21 protein-coding genes are annotated in these 20,888 nt (G+C 43.6%); 8 read left to right on the top strand and 13 right to left on the bottom strand.

The genetic code is table 11. The features are described from left to right. Positions 1-94 precede the first annotated feature (94 nt). Complete coding sequence (gene rplS, locus ACI2JM_RS09610) at positions 95-487, top strand: 50S ribosomal protein L19 (RefSeq protein ID WP_045445905.1); 393 nt, start codon at positions 95-97, stop codon at positions 485-487. 275 nt (positions 488-762) lie between these two features. Here rplS and ACI2JM_RS09605 read toward each other — a convergent pair whose 3' ends face one another. Continuing rightward, positions 763-1,320, bottom strand: a complete 558-nt coding sequence (locus ACI2JM_RS09605) for a DUF4442 domain-containing protein (RefSeq protein WP_404643815.1) — start codon at positions 1,318-1,320, stop codon at positions 763-765. A gap of 515 nt (positions 1,321-1,835) precedes the next feature. Between ACI2JM_RS09605 and ACI2JM_RS09600 the strand changes: the two genes are divergently transcribed. Together ACI2JM_RS09600 and uvrC are read left to right on the top strand one after the other, a co-directional pair. Next, positions 1,836-3,362, top strand: coding sequence for a DUF3360 family protein (locus ACI2JM_RS09600; RefSeq protein WP_045452432.1), 1,527 nt, complete (start codon positions 1,836-1,838; stop codon positions 3,360-3,362). 150 nt (positions 3,363-3,512) lie between these two features. Then, positions 3,513-5,357 (top strand): excinuclease ABC subunit UvrC, encoded by a 1,845-nt coding sequence (gene uvrC, locus ACI2JM_RS09595; protein ID WP_198330011.1) that lies wholly within the window; start codon positions 3,513-3,515, stop codon positions 5,355-5,357. Between the two features lie 61 nt (positions 5,358-5,418). Here the strand turns inward: uvrC and ACI2JM_RS09590 are convergent, their stop codons facing one another. The 4 genes from ACI2JM_RS09590 to lgt form a co-directional block, all read right to left on the bottom strand. Then, the gene (locus tag ACI2JM_RS09590) at positions 5,419-5,772 is read right to left on the bottom strand and encodes an energy transducer TonB (protein WP_045452434.1); all 354 of its coding nucleotides are present in this window, start codon (positions 5,770-5,772) and stop codon (positions 5,419-5,421) included. A gap of 11 nt (positions 5,773-5,783) precedes the next feature. Continuing rightward, entirely contained in the window at positions 5,784-6,353 is a 570-nt protein-coding gene (locus ACI2JM_RS09585) for a dihydrofolate reductase (RefSeq protein WP_404643813.1), read from the bottom strand. Positions 6,354-6,429: 76 nt separating this feature from the next. Then, positions 6,430-7,320, bottom strand: coding sequence for a thymidylate synthase (locus ACI2JM_RS09580; RefSeq protein ID WP_404643811.1), 891 nt, complete (start codon positions 7,318-7,320; stop codon positions 6,430-6,432). A gap of 74 nt (positions 7,321-7,394) precedes the next feature. Next, complete coding sequence (lgt, locus tag ACI2JM_RS09575; protein ID WP_087813630.1) at positions 7,395-8,279, bottom strand: prolipoprotein diacylglyceryl transferase; 885 nt, start codon at positions 8,277-8,279, stop codon at positions 7,395-7,397. A gap of 277 nt (positions 8,280-8,556) precedes the next feature. Between lgt and ACI2JM_RS09570 the strand changes: the two genes are divergently transcribed. From ACI2JM_RS09570 to ACI2JM_RS09560, 3 genes are all read left to right on the top strand, one after another. Then, positions 8,557-10,188, top strand: coding sequence for a DUF4139 domain-containing protein (locus tag ACI2JM_RS09570; protein ID WP_404643809.1), 1,632 nt, complete (start codon positions 8,557-8,559; stop codon positions 10,186-10,188). 78 nt (positions 10,189-10,266) lie between these two features. After that, positions 10,267-11,175, top strand: coding sequence for an NRDE family protein (locus ACI2JM_RS09565; protein ID WP_404643807.1), 909 nt, complete (start codon positions 10,267-10,269; stop codon positions 11,173-11,175). A 248-nt stretch (positions 11,176-11,423) separates the two neighbouring features. Beyond that, positions 11,424-12,518 carry an NAD(P)-dependent alcohol dehydrogenase gene (locus ACI2JM_RS09560; protein WP_198330006.1) on the top strand — a complete coding sequence of 365 codons (1,095 nt, stop codon included), beginning with the start codon at positions 11,424-11,426 and terminating at the stop codon, positions 12,516-12,518. A gap of 96 nt (positions 12,519-12,614) precedes the next feature. Here the strand turns inward: ACI2JM_RS09560 and ACI2JM_RS09555 are convergent, their stop codons facing one another. Then, positions 12,615-13,136 carry an RNA pyrophosphohydrolase gene (locus tag ACI2JM_RS09555; RefSeq protein ID WP_045452438.1) on the bottom strand — a complete coding sequence of 174 codons (522 nt, stop codon included), beginning with the start codon at positions 13,134-13,136 and terminating at the stop codon, positions 12,615-12,617. Between the two features lie 519 nt (positions 13,137-13,655). Between ACI2JM_RS09555 and ACI2JM_RS09550 the strand changes: the two genes are divergently transcribed. Further along, entirely contained in the window at positions 13,656-14,069 is a 414-nt protein-coding gene (locus tag ACI2JM_RS09550) for an OsmC family protein (protein ID WP_055125345.1), read from the top strand. Between the two features lie 14 nt (positions 14,070-14,083). After that, on the top strand, positions 14,084-14,509 hold the full coding sequence (locus ACI2JM_RS09545) for an MAPEG family protein (RefSeq protein WP_404643804.1): 426 nt from the start codon (positions 14,084-14,086) through the stop codon (positions 14,507-14,509). A 42-nt stretch (positions 14,510-14,551) separates the two neighbouring features. On the opposite strand, the gene ACI2JM_RS09540 is transcribed toward ACI2JM_RS09545, so the two are convergent. From ACI2JM_RS09540 to ACI2JM_RS09510, 7 genes are all read right to left on the bottom strand, one after another. Next, positions 14,552-15,577, bottom strand: coding sequence for a tRNA dihydrouridine synthase (locus tag ACI2JM_RS09540; RefSeq protein WP_404643802.1), 1,026 nt, complete (start codon positions 15,575-15,577; stop codon positions 14,552-14,554). A gap of 104 nt (positions 15,578-15,681) precedes the next feature. After that, positions 15,682-17,181 (bottom strand): UvrD-helicase domain-containing protein, encoded by a 1,500-nt coding sequence (locus ACI2JM_RS09535; protein WP_404643800.1) that lies wholly within the window; start codon positions 17,179-17,181, stop codon positions 15,682-15,684. Positions 17,182-17,399: 218 nt separating this feature from the next. Beyond that, the gene (tatC, locus tag ACI2JM_RS09530; RefSeq protein ID WP_404643798.1) at positions 17,400-18,284 is read right to left on the bottom strand and encodes a twin-arginine translocase subunit TatC; all 885 of its coding nucleotides are present in this window, start codon (positions 18,282-18,284) and stop codon (positions 17,400-17,402) included. Then, positions 18,284-18,979, bottom strand: coding sequence for a Sec-independent protein translocase protein TatB (gene tatB, locus ACI2JM_RS09525; RefSeq protein ID WP_404643796.1), 696 nt, complete (start codon positions 18,977-18,979; stop codon positions 18,284-18,286). Before tatB ends, tatC begins: the two co-directional genes overlap by 1 nt. A gap of 41 nt (positions 18,980-19,020) precedes the next feature. After that, positions 19,021-19,263 (bottom strand): Sec-independent protein translocase subunit TatA, encoded by a 243-nt coding sequence (gene tatA / locus ACI2JM_RS09520; protein WP_045445916.1) that lies wholly within the window; start codon positions 19,261-19,263, stop codon positions 19,021-19,023. A gap of 188 nt (positions 19,264-19,451) precedes the next feature. After that, a complete protein-coding gene (gene hisIE, locus ACI2JM_RS09515; protein ID WP_296241193.1) occupies positions 19,452-20,306 on the bottom strand; it encodes a bifunctional phosphoribosyl-AMP cyclohydrolase/phosphoribosyl-ATP diphosphatase HisIE in 855 nt (284 codons plus the stop codon). A 113-nt stretch (positions 20,307-20,419) separates the two neighbouring features. Further along, complete coding sequence (locus tag ACI2JM_RS09510; protein WP_270896915.1) at positions 20,420-20,863, bottom strand: thioesterase; 444 nt, start codon at positions 20,861-20,863, stop codon at positions 20,420-20,422. Positions 20,864-20,888 lie beyond the last annotated feature (25 nt).

Raw genomic sequence — 20,888 nt, 5'->3', positions numbered from 1 at the left:
CTTACGTTGTGTCTCATTAAAAAGATACGATCCATTATTACAAACAGGTGATATGCGTCAAGCCTCTATTATCTAATGTGAGGAGATAACTCTCATGAGCAACAAGCATCCATTGGTTCAGGTCATCGAAAATGCTCAATTGATTGAGCGCCCAAGCTTTGCACCCGGCGATACCGTTGTGGTTCAAGTAAAAGTACGTGAAGGTGAGCGTGAGCGTTTACAGGCTTTTGAAGGCGTTGTAATTGCTAAACGTAACCGCGGTTTAAACTCAGCGTTTACCGTACGTAAAATCTCAAGCGGTGTTGGCGTTGAGCGTGCATTCCAATTGCATTCACCAATCATCGATAGCATCGAAGTGAAACGCCGTGGCGCTGTTCGCCGTGCGAAACTATACTACTTACGTGAGCGCTCTGGTAAATCAGCACGTATCCGCGAGAAGCTTGCTCCGCGTGCACCTAAAGCTGTTAAGCCAAAAGCTAACGCTTAGATTATATCCAGTATCTGCTTTTAAGCATTGTGCTTAATATCGCTTTATTGCTGAACTGTCTATTATGCGATTCGGCAATAGCGAAAAACCAGATACAAGCCCTTATTCATAGGTTTATCATATAAATAAGCGGGTAGTACCAAAAAAGACAAAACCCCAATCTGTGCGTATGCCAGATTGGGGTTTTTGTTTCTGTCGTTTTAATTAATGCGCTTTAATTAATATGCTTTAAATCACAAATCTAGAGAAACGTTTTAAAAATTGCCTTTAAGCCTCTAACCATCGAGATTTTCGATACGGCTATTTTGGTCTTTAGATTTGCTGTACTTACGCAAGCGTATATAGAGCATTTTAGTGACGGTAGCGATAATTTTTTGTTGATCATCGACGATATCTGCTTGGTATTCCCGAAATACTGGCTCGCCTTCTTTTGCTAATTCCTGAATCGTGGTGATTTCATTGCTAGGAATTTTTAGGCGCGCAGTGACTTTGCTATTACCAGGGGCAATAAACTCAATATGTGAGCTTTTGTCCCAGACCACGTAACTGCTGCCCAGCTGGTGCATCAGCATTATCATATAGAATGGGTCCACCATCGAATACAGACTGCCGCCAAACTGAGTGCCCACGATGTTTTTGTTCAGCGTATTCAGCCCCATACTTACCACACACAAACCTTGATCGAGATTGAGGTGATCGATTCTGATACCAGCGCCTACGTATGGTGCATAAGTGTTGATACGCAGCTTCAGTAGGTGGGGTGTCAATAACGGCATGATACTTTGTTTGGCTCTGCGTTTTAGCGTCTCAAAATTGGTAGGTAGCAAACTCATAAATTCGTCCTATTGCTTCTTTTATATTTTTTAGTGATACCGTTTGAATCAAATTTTTTAGTGTACTTCTATCAAAGAGCAGTCACGAAAGGGAATTTATCATAAGTAAAAAATATCAAAACCGCTAGGCTTAAAGCGTAACTGACATGGATTTTCTATAGTTACTTAAAAGTTATAATAAACTATTTATTATAACTATCTTTGATATTTAGTTATGTGATGACAAATATCTAGATACAGATAATTATTAAAAAAAAGGTCATTTATTCTAATTTAAAGCCTATATTAAGTGTATTTTTTCCTCATGGTTTTCTATTAAGTTCAATTTTTCATCAAATGGAAACTTTAATTTATATATTATAATAGTGTATGGACTTTTTGAGTGATTCTAAGTTCGCATTTCGAGTTCTCATGTCATACAATGGCTTGCAATTTTTAATGGACGCTTTAGTCACATTAAATTTCACTATCAAATTATCAGTTAAATAAAGCCTCAGTCGACATAAGGAAATGTGATGAGTAACACTCAGATCCCTTCTTCAGGGTCTAATCAGCAGTCATCAAATCCATCTAATTACGACAGCGAGCCATCAGGTAGCTACCTTGATTTACACAAACCAAGCGCAAGCTTTGACAGTCGTGACGCTTATCTAAATCATGAACTACAAATCATGCAGCCAAAACGTTGGCGTCCCAATTTGCCGTTTCGTGATTATCGCTTTGAGTATGAAGATACTATTCCTGCAATGGCGGCGACGATTGGTAAAGTGGTTATGGTGGGTGCTATTGCGGCAACATTTGCAGGTCCACTTGGTTTGGGCGATGCGTTTGTTTTAGAAAACGTTCGTTATGAGCTATTAATCGTTTCATTTTTTATTATCTTATTTTCAGGATTTCTACTCCCGACAGCCAACCTTGCAGGTACTCACGGCCCCCTTATTCCGCTTATTCCTATTGTCGTGGCCGCTGGCGGCCATCCCATGGCCTTTGGTCTGCTCATCGGTGCTTTCGGCTTGCTATTGGCAATCAGTAAAGGGGGCAGTCTGCTTGCTAATTTGACCAGTAAAGGGGTGTGCGGTGGCCTCTTGATTTACTTAGGGTTTATCGGTACCACCTCACAGGTCAAAAACCTCTTTGCATGGGCAGAAGGTATTGGCATGTCGCATATTGCCTTCTTCATTATTTTGGCTACTATCCTGTTATATGCATTACTTGAGCATTGGCAAAAACGCTGGCTTGCGGTTCCGCTAAGCTGTGTACTAGGTGGCGGACTTGCATTTGCATTGGGTGCACCCTTTGAGTTCAAAACTGCACCAGGCTTACCAAACATGAATCCAATGTATTGGTGGGGTGAAAATACCGGTTGGATGCTAGGATTACCTACGGTTGAAAGCTTTATTGTCGTACTGCCATTTGCTATTTTGGCAGTTGCGATGTGGTCACCAGATTTTTTAGGTCATCAGGTTTTCCAAAAAATTAGCTATCCTAAACGTACTGAAAAGGTACTCATGGATATCGATGACACAATGACCAGCGCTTCGTTTCGTCAGGTCGTCGGCTCTGTATTGGGCGGTGCTAACTTTGCGTCATCGTGGGGCACCTATATTGTCCCAGCAGCGATTGCCAAACGTCCGATTCCTGCCGGTGCCTTATTGACAGCATTGTTCTGCATTATCGCAGGGGTTTGGGGCTATCCAATGGATTTGGCTATTTGGCAGCCAGTGATGTGTGTGGCATTGATCGTTGGTGTTTTCATTCCACTGCTTGAAGCTGGTATGGAAATGACGCGCGAAGGAAAAACCACTCAGTCTGCTGCGATTGTGGTGTTTGCTTCAGCACTGGTAAATCCTGCCTTTGGTTGGTCACTCACGTTGTTGCTCGATAACTTGGGCTTGATTGGCTCGAAAGAACGTAGCGCCAATTTGACTAAAATGAGCCGCTGGATCATACCGGGTATTATGTTTGTGGTACTGACAGGCGTAATGGCTATCGTTGGTATGCTGCCGGGTATTCCGGCATTGATGGCTAACTTCCGTCATTAGTAGTATGCTGAATAAACGATAATAGAACAAACTAAGTCAGCGAAAGCTGGCTTTTTTATGGGTGATGCTATGATAATAATTGGCTTGTAAAACAATGACTCTCGCCCCATAACTAGCAGTATTATAAGACTTTTAAGAGCAATGAATTCTATGGTTAATGTCTCAGAATCGAGTCCTATCGATGATAAAAAAGCCCGTCTTAAGCATTTAATTCAGCGCCTGCCAAATTTGCCAGGGGTCTATAAGATGCTGGGAAAAAACGGTGATATCTTATACGTTGGCAAAGCTAAATCACTCAAGAGCCGTGTGAATAGCTACTTTGCTAAAACCATTGACCATCCAAAAACACGGGCGCTAGTGGCACGGATACATAATATTGAAACCATTATTACCCGTAGTGAGACCGAAGCGTTATTGCTCGAGCAAAACTTGATTAAAGAATATCGTCCGCCTTATAACGTGCTATTGCGTGATGACAAATCTTATCTTTATGTATTTATTTCAGCGGATAAGCCTTACCCGCGATTGGCTTATGGTCGCGGTAAAGGCAATCACCAAAAAGGTCGCTTTTTCGGTCCTTTCCCCTCTGCTCATGCCGCCAAAGAGACACTGGTGCTGATGCAGAAAATGTTTCAAATGCGCCAATGTACCAATACCTTTTTTAAGCAACGTAAGCGTCCTTGTCTTGAGTATCAGATTAAGCGTTGCCGTGCGCCCTGTGTGGGCTTGGTATCGGCCGAAGAATATGCAGAAGACGTCAATAATACCATTCGTTTCCTAAAAGGCGACTCTAGCGATATTCATAGCGCTTTGATTGAGAAAATGGAAGCTTCTGCTGAAGAATTAGATTTTGAAAAGGCCGTGTTTTATCGCGATCAGCTGTCTATGCTGCGTGAAGTACAAGCTAAGCAAGCTGTTTATACTGTGCAAGGCGAGGCGGATGTGATTGCTATTGCCAGTCAAGCAGGCATGACTTGTGTCAACGTCTTGACCGTACGTGGCGGTCGTGTGTTGGGCGGTAAGAATTACTTCCCTGACGTTGATAGTAGCGAGCCTCTTGCTGATAATTTATCAGCATTTATTACCTCATTTTATTTTCAGGTGACGGATGACTTGCCCGCAGAAATCATGTTGAGTCATGAATTACCGGATCAGGTGGCGGTTAGTGAAGCACTGGCGAGCCATTTTGGCAGTAAAGTCGTTATAAAAACTAGCGTCCGTGAACACCGTGCTGAATGGTTAGATTTAGCCAAACTCAATACCAATAACGCGCTAAAAACCAAGCTGGGCGACTATTTAGAGTTGCATGCGCGCTTTGGTGCCTTAAAAGATGTCTTAGCGGACGTCACTGATAGAACCATTGATCGCATAGAGTGTTTTGATATCTCCCATACCATGGGCGAGGCGACCATTGGTAGCTGCGTAGTCTTTGACCAAGGTGGCTCGCGTCGCCGTGATTATCGCCAATATGCGATTCATGACATTGTCGGTGGTGATGACTATGCGGCGATGAAGCAAGTGCTGACACGGCGCTATAAAAAGCAGCCATTGCCTGATTTGTTGCTGATTGATGGTGGTAAAGGGCAGCTTGGCATCGCTAAAGAAGTGCTGACCGAGTTAGGTATTCTTGGTGATACTTTACTGATTAGCGTGGCAAAAGGTGAAGGACGTAAGGCAGGGCTTGAAGTGCTGCATTTTATCGATCATGAGCCACTTGATTTGCCGATGGATAGCAAGGCGCTGCATTTACTGATGCATATTCGCGATGAGGCACATCGTTTTGCGATTACGGCGCACCGTAAGAAGCGCGATAAGCGCCGTTCATCGTCAGTATTAGAGGTGATTCCGGGGCTGGGTGAAAAGCGCCGTCGTGATTTACTCAATCATTTTGGCGGATTGCAACAATTGCTCGGTGCATCGCAGCAAGAATTGGCAGGCGTGCAAGGGATTGGGCCAGTACTTGCAAAAACGGTTTATAAAGTATTGCACGAGTAGGCATTTACATTCTACCTACCTGTCTATCTGTCTAAATTTTTAGTAGTAGGGTAAACAGTTTCTAATGTATTACATAGGTAATGGGTACAGTAACTTTTGTTGTAATAAACTCATTATCCTTAGTACCGGCTTTGAATATCATTTTTCTAGCATCACGCAGAGCTCTTAGGTCTAATGACACGACGCCTGATGACTCAGTAACAGAAATGGAACTAATTTGACCGGATTTATCAATCAATATGCTCAGGACAACTTCATATTCCTCACCAGCTTTCAAACGTCTAGCTGCTCTGTGTGGAACTGTGAACTGAGGTTGACGCAATATTTCAGCAGGCTTAATAACAGGCTCTCTTGTCGCTAGACTCTGACAGCCCGATAGTAATATGCCAGTAAAGATAAAGGGTAGTAGTTTCATAACCAGCTGACCTAGTCTGCTTTTATTTTATAAGTCACAAATTTAAAGTCTAAGTCACTTTTTTCATCGTGCATTTGCTCAGATTCTTCGGCCACTTCAAACTCATTTGGCAATTCAGGATAAAATGCATCGCCATCAGTGATTTCAGTATCGACGTGAGTCAGCTCAATGCGATCGGTATACATCAACGCATCGCTAAACACGCGCTCGCCACCAATCACCCAAATCGTATCAAGATGCGCACCATGTGCCAGACTTGCTGCTTGCGTTAATGCATCATCTAAATTATGCACCACGTAAGCATTGCTTTTACCGACCAAACCTTTTTGTTCGGCATAATCTAGCTGGGTGCTGATGATGAAGCTCACGCGTTTTGGCAAAGGCTTGCTGCCCATTGATTCAAACGTCTTACGACCCATAATGACGATACCTTGAATCGCACCATCATTTTGTTTGGTCGTCATGCTTTTAAAATGCTGCAAATCTACTGAGATATGCCACGGTAGCTCATTATCTTTGCCGATACAGCGGTTGCTACTGATAGCTGCGATTTGGGCAACTTCGGTGTGGGCATAACTCATAACGTATCCTTTTTATTGTCTTTAACATGCTACTTTCATTTGCTGTATTTGTTTGAAACTTTCAATCAGACAAAGGCTAGACCGCAACCTTTGCCTTAATCGCAGGATGCGACTCGTAACCATCAACGCTAATGTCTTCGTATTTGAAAGCAAAGATATCTTTCACATCAGGATTAAGCGTCAGCGTTGGCAGCGTATATAGCGAACGTGTCAACTGTAATTCAACTTGCTCGCGGTGGTTTTGATAAATATGACAATCGCCACCCGTCCAGATAAATTCGCCCACTTCTAATCCGCATACTTGCGCGACCATATGGGTCAGCAAGGCATAACTGGCAATATTAAATGGCACACCTAAAAATAAATCTGCTGAACGCTGATAGAGCTGGCATGACAGTTTATTATCCGCTACAAAGAACTGAAATAGCGTATGACAAGGCGGCAGCGCAACTTGATCTGCTTCACAGGGATTCCAACCAGACACAATCAAACGTCTTGAATTGGGATTGGTTTTTATTTGCTCAATGACTTGGGTGATTTGATCGACACCATCATTATTGTAGCTCCCATCTTCACGCTGGCTTGCGCCATAATTGCGCCACTGATGACCATAGACAGGGCCTAAATCACCAGCAGGGCGATTAAAGCGTGCCGTCTGTTCAGCCGTTGACCACTCATTCCAAATACGTACGCCATTGGCTTGTAGATAATCAACATGGGTGCTGCCACTTAAAAACCAAAATAGCTCATAGACGATAGATTTAAAGTGGACTTTTTTAGTGGTTAATAATGGGAAACCGTCGGCTAAATTAAAACGGAGCTGCGCGCCAAAGTGGCTCAGCGTACCAGTGCCAGTACGATCGCCTTTTTCAGTGCCTTCAGTCAGGACAAGATGCAGCAAATCTAGATAGGCTTGCTCATTTTTACTCTGCTTGTTGTTACTAATAATGGAGTTGCTCATGGTCATAAAATTGCTCTTCTACGCTATTAAAACGCATAGTTGTATTGTTTTTTAACAGGCTACTTGATGTGAATTAGTGCTTAATAAGCCGACTGCTTACCCCAGTCATAGATACCACGTTTGTAAGCGTATACCAGCATAATGAAACCAATAATAATCATGGGAGCGCTGAGTATCTGCCCTTTGGTCATCCAACCTAGTAATACAAATCCTTGGTCCGCATCGGGTTGGCGGAAAAACTCAATGATGAAGCGGCTGATGCCATAGCCCAATAAAAATACTGCCGATGCTGCCATACGTGGGCGCGGTTTTGATGAATACCACCATAGGAATAGGAATAATAATAACCCTTCGGCAAGTGCCTCATACAGCTGTGAGGGGTGGCGAGGTAGCAAATACTGCCCATTTACTTCAAGCATCAACTCTTGCAGCTCAGGGTTGGTTTGCAATTGCTGCATATCAGTAGCAGCCGCTTGCGGGAAGTAGGTAAGCCAGTTATAGCCACCGTTAGAGACGCGGCCCCATAGCTCGCCATTGATGTAATTGCCAATACGACCAAATAACAAGCCCGTTGGCACGCAAGGAACGATAAAATCCAGTACCTGAAACGGGGTCTTTTTATACTTACGGGCAAAATATAACATGCCCAGTAAGACACCAATCATGCCGCCATGGAAAGACATACCGCCTTCCCAGACTTTGAAAAGGTAAGCGGGGTTTTGTAAAAATTCACCGAATTGATAAAACAATACATAGCCGACACGACCGCCCAAAATGACGCCAAGTGCGCCAAAAAATACCAAGTCGGACACCATGTCAGTGTTCCAATTGTCACGTTTGGTGCTGCGATACCAAGCCAGACCAAAGGCGGCGGCAAATGCCAACAAATACATTAGGCCATACCAGTGCACTTCTACTGGACCCAAAGACAGCGCTACAGGATCGTACTGAGGATGTATCATCATAAAGGCATCATAAATTTGGTAATAGAATGCTGCTCATAATAGCAAAAATAGCCAGTGAGGCATACCAAATTACGGTGAGGCTCATCTCATGGTAACAACTTATCTGCTACGGGTAACATCTAGAAAGAAAGCCAGAAAACCGCTAAGATATAAAAAAGCTGCTGAAGATAAGTGCCATCATAAATATTGCATCATTATATTTAATGAAGCGTTAGATACTGCGCGCTTGCGCTAATGCACCGTATTAATGGATTAACCGTATTTTTAAGGAATGATTATGCAAGCTAAGTTATCAAAAGTAGCAATATTACCTAAATTTTTACCTTCTAAAAAACAGTTGATGCAACTGGGTTTATTTAGCTTAGCGGCTTTAGCTTTGACTCCTGCTCAGGCAGTGAACAGTAGTATTGAGCAAGTGACCATTTATCAGGGCTTAGCCAGCGTAACTCGCGCGTTACCAATCAATGGTAGCGGTGAGCAGACGCTGGTTTTTTCTTGTCTGTCCCCTTATATCGATAAAGACAGCTTGAGCGTGCAAGCAGCAAATGGCGTCAATGTTGGTGAAGTCAGTATTGAGACTTTAAGCGGTGAGCAAGCAGCGCAGTGTCAGTATCAAGGTGAGGCCAGAGTTCAGACGCAGCAGGATAGTTTAGCCGTTATCAATGCTGAATTAGAAGCAGCACACTTAGCAAAAGCTTACTTGCAAAACCTAACCAAGGTCACGCAAATCAGTACAGATGGCACGCTTGCCAATAATGCGCGCGATCTGGAAACACAAGCGGTCAGTATTAACAAACGCATATTAGAAATTCAGCAGCGCCAAGCCCGTGCGCAAGATGCGCTCGACCAACTAATGGCAGGCAGCGCGACTTCCACTCAAAATAGTGTGACTCAAGTGAGTGTACGTACTGCCAGTCGAGTACCAAGCAGTGTAAAACTGCACTATCAAGTACGCGGCGCGGGTTGGGAGCCAACATATCAAGCACGGCTGAATACTGAAACCAAGCAATTAAATATCATTGCCTCTGCGGTTATTGCCCAGCAGACAGGAGAAAACTGGCTCAATGTCCCTTTGATGCTAAGCTCTGTCAACCCCAATCAAAACACGACCAGCCAATTGCCACGAGTTGAGCGTTTTTCTTTATATGAAGAAGATAGAGAAAATTGGACTATATCTGTACCACCTATGGCGGAAAACATGCCTGTTGTGGTATCTGCAAGAGACAGCTATGGCGGTGCCTCGACACCTAACATGGCACCGCTGCCAAGCTTTACCGTTAGCAGTCAGAATAAAAACGGCATTACCGAATACCGCTTGCCGCAGCGTATTAGTATTCCAAGCGATGGCAGGCGCGTACGGACGGTCATTGATGAGCAGTCGGGCAGTAGCAAGCTATGGATTCGTAGTACGCCGAGTGTGGAGGCAGCTGGCTATTGGTATGCATCCGCACCGTTTTTGACACCAGCTTGGGTAGATGGTTCGCTACAGCTATACCGTGATGATAATTATGTCGGGCAGGCGCGCTATAATTATCAAGCGCTCAAAGAGCAAGGTATCGGTTTTGGTATTGACCCTAATACCATCGTAAAGCAGATAGCTGATGAAGATAAGCAGGGTGATAAAGGCGCTTTCAATCGCACGCAAACCTTGACTAAAACACAAGCGTATCAATTTACCAATCAGCACAACCGACCTATGCATTTACAAGTATTAGGCAGTGAGCCGATTAGCCGCGACGATAGTCTTAAAGTAACCATCACTCATACACCGCCAGTGACTGAGCGTGACTGGAATGACAATAAAGGTATGGTTGCGTGGGAGTTCGATTTACCAAGTAAACAATCGAAAGTCATACAGTCGACCTCTCAGATTAGTTATCCTGCTAGCAAAAACTTATCAGTGAACTAATTTGTCAGTGAACTAAGTCCACACTTAAATCAAGCTTGGCTGTTTGCTAAGCATATTTTTAGTAAAATTAGGAGTCTTATGTGTATTGTCGCCATTGCTTGGCAACTGTTTGATGAGCTGCCTTTGGTGTTATTGTCCAATCGCGATGAGTTTTTGCAGCGTCCGACAGAGCTGCTACATCAATGGGAAGATAAGCCTGTTTTTGCAGGACGCGATGTACAAAGTGGCGGTACTTGGCTGGGTATTCATCAACAGCCCCATCAAGCCAATCATCAAGGTAGTCATCAAGGTAGTCATCAATACAGTCATCAAGTGCCTCAAGAATATTATCAGCAAAACGGACGTTGGGCTGCGGTATTAAATTTTCGCGATGGCGTGCAGGCAAGCTCTGATGAGCGCTCACGCGGGGCGCTAGTCACGGATTTCTTAACCAGTGATATCAGCCCGATGGAGTTTGCACGGCAGATTAGTTTGCAAAACTATGCTGGGTTCAATCTCATTATTGGAGATATGACACAAGCCGTTATTGTCAATAATCGTGGTCATGCTCCTATGCCACTATATGCAGGACTGCATGTCATTTCCAATGGTCAGCCTGAGGACAGCTGGTTTAAAACTGAAAAGCTGCGAGGTAGGCTGCGCCAAGAAGTATTGCCACTAATCGCTGAGAATAGCGAACCTGAGTACTGGCAAGAAGCTGCCTTTGCGGTATTGTCTGACAATACGCAAGCCCCAGTGGATAAGCTGCCAGAGACTGGAGTGGCTGTCGAGATTGAGCAGATTCTGTCTTCTATTTATATAGAGCCTGTCGCTTTTAATCATACGCAAAATAATTTGCCCACTTATGCGACACGTACCCAAAGCATTTTAACCCTGAAATGTCATTCTCAGTTGGCAGATTCAGCAGTGGATGAGATTGCTAGATTAGTAAGCCGAGAGTGTCAGCATGATAATTATAAAGAATGTCGGCATGATAGTCATAAGTAGCCTATAGGCTTTTAATCTATTAGCTTTTTAATCTATTAGCTTTTTAATCTACTCTTAATAAGGCTCACGTACAATTTCCATGAGAAGTTTGATACTACAGTTTTAATATCTAACAATAGAGAATCAACAATCCCTTTATTAAAGAATGGATTTCACTTTAAATTACTATTTATATGGCGTAAGATAAATATAGATGTCACTAAAGTTCATACCAGTTGAGTAAATGATTATAAAACAAGGAGTGTGAAATGAGCATGATGAAGTCATTGATATTTATTGAACCAGGTAAAATTGAAATTGTAGATAAAAAAATCCCTGATGTAGGCCCTAATGATGCCTTGATAAAAATTACGACCACGACCATTTGTGGTACTGATATCCATATCTTTAAAGGTGAGTATGCCGTTGCAAAAGGCTTAACCATTGGTCACGAGCCAGTAGGTATCATTGAAAAGCTTGGTAGCGCAGTCATGGGCTATGAAGAAGGGCAGCGAGTCATTGCTGGCGCCATTTGTCCAACGTTTACCTCCTATGCCAGTCAAGATGGTTTCCCTTCACAAGACGGTGGTTATCTTGATGCAGATGGTAGATGTTCTTGTCACGGTTATAAAGCCACAGGCGGCTGGCGTTTTGGTAATCACATTGACGGTACGCAAGCAGAGTATGTGCTAGTGCCAGATGCGCAGGCCAATCTATGTCCAGTGCCAGATGGACTGACGGATGAGCAAGTGTTGATGTGCCCTGACATTATGTCGACAGGCTTCAAAGGCGCAGAAAACGCCAATATTCAGATTGGTGATGTGGTTGCTATATTTGCACAAGGCCCTATCGGTTTATGTGCTACTGCCGGGGCAAGGATTAAAGGCGCCTCGATGATTATCGCTGTCGATGGCAATAATGACCGTTTGGCCATGGCAAAAAAACTGGGAGCAGATATTACTCTAAACTTCACAGAAGTTGACGTGGTTGATGAGATCATGAAAATCACTGGCGGTCGTGGGGTGGATAGCAGTATCGAGGCGTTAGGTTTACAGTCTACGTTTGAGCAATGTCTCAAAATATTAAAACCAGGCGGTACACTCTCAAGCTTGGGTGTGTATTCTGAAGATTTAGTCATTCCAATGGCTCATTTCGCTTCTGGTCTTGGCGATCATACGATAAGAACGGCTCTCTGCCCAGGAGGTAAAGAGCGTATGCGCCGATTGATGAATGTCATCGAGTCTGGTCGAGTGGATTTATCAGAGATGGTGACGCATACCTATGCCTTGGATGATATTGTAGAGGCCTATGACTTGTTCATGCATCAGCGTGACGGCGTACTAAAAATTGCTATCAAGCCATAATTATTCCGCAAGATATAATCGCTATATAATAGAAGAGCCTGCATCTAAAGGATACAGGCTCTTCTATTACGTGTTACTTTTAATCAAAATGTCAGTTCATCCTATCAACAAGTGATTGTCTTGTTCAGGAATAATAAGCTCTTGTCTTAGAGGTAGCTCAGGCACTAGCTCTTGCAAGGCACGGCGATAAACGCCTCGTTTAAAATGAATCACTTGTCCAAGTGGATACCAGTAACTGACCCATTGCCAATGATCAAATTCTGGTTTGCCCTCATCAAAGCGGATATGTTGAGTGTTCGTCTCATCTAAGCGTAGCAAAAACCATTTCTGTTTTTGCCCAATACATAAAGGATGCTGTCCATGCCGCACATAGCGTTTTGGCAGACGATAACGCAACCAATCTTGCGTCACTGCCAATAAGTCTACATGACGCGGGTGTAGGCCGACCTCTTCCCAGAGCTCGCGATACATCGCATCCATCGGCGTCTCCCCACGGTCGATACCGCCTTGTGGGAACTGCCAAGCGTTGTGACCAATACGTTTTGCCCACAGAACCTGCCCTTGTGTATTTGCCAAGATGATGCCGACATTGGCGCGAAAGCCGTCTGCATCTATCATGATTAAACCTTTTTAATTTATTTAAAATAGCTTATTTTGAGCTAGAACCGTGACAGCAATCATAATTATTATAAGGTGATGGTTGTCGATATTAGGTCAAAATAAGATTCATTACAGTTATTAAACCAAGAAACAAGCAAAATGTGTAACAGTATTTTGCTATAAAATGTTTCACGAGCTTAACTGTTTAAAATCAACCAGTTATAATTAAACTTTTGTAATGTTTTTTTGGGAATCTTACTGCAAAGATAGATTCTAACTATAAGAGGATAGGTTTGAATAATAAACAGTAGGCGGTGTATGAATGTTAATTCACTGCTAAGAAAATTTTAGTAAAAAGGTTTAATTAAAAATAAGGCTGCAAAAGACAAATAGGTGAGCTATTTATAATAATAATGATTTTGGATGATAAGGGCTCGATAAAATGTGCCATTGGCTTATGCTACACTAGCCAAGTAAAACATATTGCCAGAAAATAAAAATCGGGCAACGAGCTAATTAAAATAAGGAATGGTCAAGATGTCAGAGTCAAAAGCAAGTGTAACGTGGCAAGAAAACAAAGCATTTATGGGCGTGTCACCATCAGGGCATAATGTACAGATCGATGCCGATAAAGAAAAAGGCGCAAGTCCGATGGAGCTGATTCTATTGGGGCTTGGTGGGTGTGCTAGCTATGATGTGGTAGCAATTTTACAAAAATCGCGCCAAGAGGTGACAGACGTACGTTGTGAGCTGACCGCTCAGCGTGCTGAAACTGTACCAGCTGTCTATACTGACATTCACATGCATTTTGTGGTGACAGGACAAGATGTCAAAGAAAGCCAAGTAGAGAAGGCCATAAAACTGTCAGCAGAAAAATACTGCTCGGCCAGTAGAATGTTGGTACAAGGTGGGGTGAACGTCACCCATGATTTCGAAGTGATTGCAGGGTAGGGGCAAGTATACTAATGAATGCACTTCTGGAATTAGTCTCTGATACCGCAGCGTCCGCCATTTGGGCGATGGTCGTAGCAAGTTTACTACCGCTTGCCATGGCATTGACAGCGAAAGCTATTGGCGGCTTTAATTTGGCTGACAATGCCCATCCACGTGATTTTTTACAAGGTACGACGGGCGCGGCCGCACGTGCTAACGCGGCCCAGCAAAACAGCTATGAGACGTTGCCAATATTTTTGGCAGCAGTACTGACGGCAATGCTGTTCTTTGTCCCACAATCGATTATCAATATACTGGCTTGGTTGTACGTGCTGATTCGTATCGGTTTTTGCGTGGCTTATATTACTAATTTGGCGACGTTTCGCTCCATACTTTGGGTGTTATCGATTGCCTGTTGTTTGATGTCATTCTATTTAGCGATTAGAGTGAGTATTTAATCTTATTCGTTAGACAGATTACCTTTAAGATAAAAGCAGCTATTATTGGCGCACACTGGCTTGCAGTGCACTAATGATAGCTGCTTTATTTTTTTCTCTTTTAATACTGTCCCATAAAACTTTTGCTTCGCTATAGCCTTTGATGAGCATTGCTAACCACTGCTTGTAACGACCAACCAAGATAACTTCAGTTTTAGCCTGGCCTTCCAAAAATCTTATCTGATGGGTGACCATCGCTTCCCACGACAACGTTGCTGCATTTAGCATGGCATCATCTGAACCGCAATCCACGCGAGCAACCAAATCGGGACGGGTAACCGCGCCGCGACCCAACATTAAATGCTCTGTACCAGCTTGAGTCATACAGTTTTTCGCGTGTTCTGCATTCCATATTTCACCGTTGGCAATGACTGGAATATCTAGCGTGTTAAAGCTCTGGATTTTGTCCCAATAGGCTGGTGGCTTATAGCCTTGGGTTTTGGTCCGTGCATGAATGGTCAGCCAATCAGTACCACTGTCGCTAACCGCAGCTTTAATATCATCCATACGACTGGTATCGGTGTAACCTAAACGAATTTTGGCTGATACTGGAATATGAACGGGAACAGCTTGCCGCACCGCGCTGATAATCTGATACATGGTTTCGGGTTCATCCAATAATACCGAACCACCACGGTGGCTATTGACCGTCTTGGCAGGGCAACCAAAGTTGATATCAATTGCTGGTGCACCAAGCGCGGCAGCATAAGCTGCATTTTCTGCCATGAGTTGCGCTTCACTACCGAGCAACTGGACATGAATAGGCGTGCCAGAGGCAGTCTTGGCATCATGACGCAATTCTGGAACGTATTTATAAAATACATGCGCTGGCAATACGTGCTGAGTCACACGGATAAATTCGCTAACCGACCAATCATAAGGGCGACCCAAGTCTGATGCAATTTGCGTGAGGATTTGCCGCATTAATGGGTCGGTCAAGCCTTCCATTGGTGCAAGGAGGCGGACGGGATTGGCGAATAACTGACGGATGGTATTTTGACGTATTTGAAGTTGCTGATTAGTATTCATGCTTGTCGTTCACTGCTACAAGGGTGCTGTTAAAGGATTGCCATAAAGACAGGTAGGCTAGAGGTTTAGAGTGGCAAATACAGAGAGTGACTAACTGAGAAAAATTAAGTGTTACCAAAAATCACTTTTTTGCCTGTCTGCAAACCAGATATCAAGTCTTTAATATTATGGATGTCCAAATTGCTCTGGGCACGTGTGCAAGCGACGTAGAGCAAACGCAACTCTTCAGGGCTTATTTTGACCGCATTGGTCGTCACATCATAATAAAAGTCATCGTCCAACTGTACCTTTCCCCATTCGAGCCCTTTCGCCTTATGGGCAGTGGAGATAACATAGTCAGCATTTTCGATACTGGTGAGACTATTGACTGCTTGGCTCAGGACATTGGTGCCATGATCATCGACGAGTTTCACCAGTGTTTTTAGATCACTGCCTTCATTGGTTTCAGAATACTCTTGCACATCGCCCCAATTATAAAAATATGCCAGTTCGGGTACGCCATATGCCGATTTACCATTCTTCAAATTTTCAGCTGCCTGACAAAATTTAAGCATACGATCGGTATCGGCTTGTAGCGCCACGCGGTGTCCCAACTTTAATCCAGTTAATAATTGCGACATTGCGGCGGCATTAGTACGACAAAGGATGGCATCTTTTTTACTATGTACCATACCCTTATCAGTAGAAGATTGCTTATTAGGATTGCCTTTTAACGGGACATCTTCTTGCAATGCTTTGAGCAAAGTATTGGCAATCTCAGCAATCGGTTCGCCAAAACGAAATGACTGCGTTAACAAGGTTTGTGGTAAGGGTAGTTTTTTCATCGCATTGACTGCGCCGCGCCATTCATAAATCTGCTGATGAGCGTCACCCACATAAATCACTTGCCGTGGCTGCTGTGTCAAAATTCCCATCATCAATGGATCGGCATCTTGGGCTTCATCAAACAAAATAAAATCAGCGGGAATACTGGGCTTTGATAACGCCCATAATTTCAGATAAATATCATGCCCGATACCAGCGGGGTGACGCGCATCAATCGACTGTAGCCAACGCTGCTCGACGGCTGGATAGAGCATTTCGCGCAGCTGCTCGGCATCAGAATCATCGAGCCAGCTGGGAAACAATATATGTCTAGGTGCAGGATAACTGGCATGGGTACTACAAAAATTGCTGACAGCATCACTGACGAATCGCGATAGTCGGGCTGGGGTGAGGGTAATATATTTGTTTATACCATCCATTTGCCGACGTACTTGGACGGGCTGCAAACCCAAATCATCACCCAAACGCTTGGGTGAAAAACGCGGCAACGACAGCTTAGCAGTGACATCACGGGCGACATGCCGATAAGCAAGCGAATGAAAGGTGCGACATTCCACATGCGGTGGAAACTTTGAGCGAGCATCATTGGCAATTGTTTTGTTAAAGGCTAAATATAAGCCGCGTCCACGCAAACGCTCACCAATCAGTTTTAAGGTCGTCGTCTTACCAGCACCCGCATAAGCCACCACTTTAAATGACTTGTGATCCATCGCCATGTTAAGCGCGCTCAGCTGCTCATCAGTGGGATCGCTCATATAAGCTGGCATAGATGCGGACATAAAAAATTACCTAAAAGAGTAAAACGGATCAAAAATGACGGGGGTAAAAAAAGCCACTGCATAGACAATGGCTGACTCGTCATGTGCACTTGCAAAATACTTGCAAGCGCACATGACAATAATACAAAAACTCATAGAAAATAAAGGTGGAAATAAGCAGGTTATAGTAACAGATTAGCGCGTTGGCTGTTTTTGAAATAAGTGTCTGACAAGTGATGTTATTCTTTATTTAACCCTGTATCGCTTGCTAAAGCAGGACTGTGTTCTTCTTTAATTAAAATTTTCGCTAAAAATAATCCTAGCTCAAACAACAACCACATCGGAATGGCGAGCATCAACATCGACACCCCATCAGGCGGTGTAACAACCGCAGCAACGGCGAAACAGCCGACAATAATATAACGGCGTTTATCTTCTAGGCTCTGAATGGAGACGACGCCCGTCAATATCAATAGCAAGGTGACGACTGGAATCTCAAAGGTTAAACCAAATACCATAAAGAGTTTGAGTGCAAAACTTAAATAACTATCGATATCGGTCATTGGCAATACGTTCTGCGGCGCGAACATAATAAAGAATTTGAGAACGCCTTTAAGGACAATAAAATAAGAGAAAGCCACACCCGCATAAAATAAAAATATAGAGGACATCAAAACGGGAATGGCGATTTTTTTCTCTTTTTTATATAAACCGGGTGCGACAAACGACCAGATTTGATACAAAATGTAGGGCATTGCAAAGAATGCTGCGACAAAAACAGTCAGGCGTATCGGTGCCATAAAGTTAGAGGTGATATCCGTCGCGATCATCGTTGCGTTGGCAGGCAACTGGGCAACCAATGGGTTGGACAAAAAATCATAGAGCTCGCGTGAAAATCCGACCAAGGCTAAAAATATTACCAGTACCGCGACGCATATCTTTATGAGATGTCTACGCAGCTCAATCAAATGCTCAGTAATCGGCATATCGCCAAGTGAGCTTAAGATATCGCCAGAGTCCTCAGTATTGCTATCGACATTACCATCAATGGTAGCTGTTGAGGTCTCGATATCTGAATCCGCGACTTTTTCTTGACGGCTTTTTTTACGTTTAAATAAGCCCACTAATGACTCTCCTGCTCATGAACAGAAGCCTGTTTAGGTAAAGGACTGTCTATATGGCTGTTTAGTAAGATATCGGCTTTATAATGTGGTAAGTAGGGCGGTTGCGGCAAACGACGCGCTTTATCATAAGCACCAAGACGAAACCACATATTTTCCCACGGTCTAGTTGTGATGGTTTGAGACACTGGATTGGCGTTATCACTACAGTCAGTTTTTAGACTATCATTATCGCCTTGTGCCGATGACTGCTCAGGGCTTTCTGGTTTCTCAGCCTGTCTATTACTGTCATAGGCGTAGTCAAACGCTTTTGGCTGCACTGGTCGATTATCATCATTCTCACTACTGGCTTGACTACTTTGACTAGGCGTATTGTCATCGCCTGGATCACGCGATGCTTTTAAATGCTGGTTTTGCGAGGATTCAAAATCTTGCATACTGCCGCGCATCTCCGCCATCTCACGCCTCATATCTGCTTCAGTCTGGCGAATTTTGGCCAGCTCTTTTTGCATAAGCTGGCGGGTCTCTGCCAAATCAAGCTCAGCTTCGATTTCAGATTGCAGGGTGGATACCGTGCGGCGAATTTTGGCATACCATTGCCCAGCGGTACGCGCTGCCTGTGGCAGTTTTTCTGGGCCCAAGACGATTAGGGCGATAACACCAAAGAGGAGTAGTTCAGAAAAGCCGATATCAAACATAATGTTCCGATGTCACTGTCTAAAAGGTCACTGTCTAGAGGCTATACATTATGCGTGTCATCAACCTTGGTGGTTGTTGGGCGCTCTTCAGTGTGTGCATTGCCATCATGATCGAGCACCACATGCTTTTTAGCATGCTCAGTATTTTCATCTTTGACCGCTTCTTTGAAGCCTTTGACTGCGCCGCCCAAATCTTTGCCAGCATTTCTAAGCTTTGAGGTGCCAAATACGACCACCACTACCACCAATAAAATCAGCCAATGCGTAATAGAAAAACTACCCATAAAGGTATCCTTGTGTCTTGGTTTTCAGTCTTTGTATGCCTACTTTGGGTGTATTGAATATCGTTATACTCAATACACAGCCTCGGTATACAATGCGGAGTAAAACAGAGCTATATTATAACCTGCACTTGTGACAAAAAGGTGAAATCAACAATAATCAAACAGGGCAATGGCCAAGCTTATAGAAACTATCGCGCCGCCTTTTCATCGATACCTGATAGACCAAAACGTCGACCTAGCTCGTTTAATACCGCATCCGACTCAATATCGAACCACGCCAGTCCAACCAATGTATGAAACCAGACATCGGCCACCTCATAGATGAGCTCGTGACGAGCGTCATCATATTGCGCTTTATTGCTATTTTCGTCGCAATTGGCAAAATCTTTGGCGGCAATGATACTTTCAGTACTTTCTTCGCCAACTTTCTCTAAAATTTTATTTAAACCCTTTGCGTATAAGCTTGCCACGTACGAGCTATCAGCATCCGCTTGTTTACGCTCTGCCAATACACCGTCAAGCTGTTGCAAAATAGAGCGATTGGTAGTTTCGTTGTCATGGTGACTGTGCTTGGCATCTGAAGGGATTACATCGTGAGCCTGCGTCTCGTTAGTTTCAGGAGTGGCTTTTTCTGCATCGCTTGAATGATAAATATCAGCAGGGTCTTTTAATACCTTATCGACGGTTTGCCATTCCGGCGTTTGGCCCGACAAATCTAAACGTTGATAGAAGCAAGACTCGCGACCAGTATGGCAAGCGATACCGCCAGCCTGAGTGACACTAAGTACAATCACGTCTGCATCACAGTCCAAGCGAATATCATGTACGGTCTGAGTATGACCCGATGACTCGCCCTTATGCCACAATTTGGCACGTGAGCGCGAAAAATAAACCGCTGTCTGCGTTTGCGCGGTTAACTGTAGTGCTTCGGCATTCATCCAAGCCATCATCAAAATACGCCCAGACTTATGATCTTGAGCAATTGCAGGAATCAAACCATCATCATTAAATTTTATGGCAGCCAGCCAAGCAGGTAAAGTCATAATATATCTGTCTTCTTGTTTATATAGAAATCAAAGGGGAATAAATGAATCGTAACTGATTCTATCTATGGTCTGAATAAAAAAGCGGTTGGCGTTAGGGCATGTCCTCAATATCAAATTCTGTAGAGATGTGGGTACAGCGCTTCTTTCATAATTTTATCAAGCGCAATGGATTTATTGAGTCGAAAGTCATAATTGACAAAATGCTGCCGCGCCTTGGCTACTGTTTCTCCAGTATGCATACGGGTAATTTTTATCACTATAGTGCCACCATTATTGTATAACGGCTCAACGCCTACTTCAAATAATAGCTCTTCACGCGCCCGTATGCGACTGACAATAATTAGTTGTAACTCATCGATAATTAAACCGTGATAATCTGCATCGATCTCTTTAATACCTTTAGAGTAAAAAAATCTTTGCCGCGCTTCACATAGCAATGCCGTCAATGATTCGAGCGTCAGGTACTGAGCCATATCAAGCTCAATATGACGCACACGCATCACTGTTTCAAAGACAAATATGTCGTTATCAAAGTCTAATTCTTGTTTTGACACGTTATCTCCTAGATTGATTGCAGGC

Origin of the sequence: Psychrobacter sp. NPDC064578 (genome assembly GCF_044901245.1) — a bacterium.
Classification (GTDB): Bacteria; Pseudomonadota; Gammaproteobacteria; order Pseudomonadales; family Moraxellaceae; genus Psychrobacter; species Psychrobacter cibarius_C.
The sequence above is the reverse complement of the archived record's forward strand: the minus strand, read 5'-3'. Positions and strand labels throughout refer to the sequence as shown.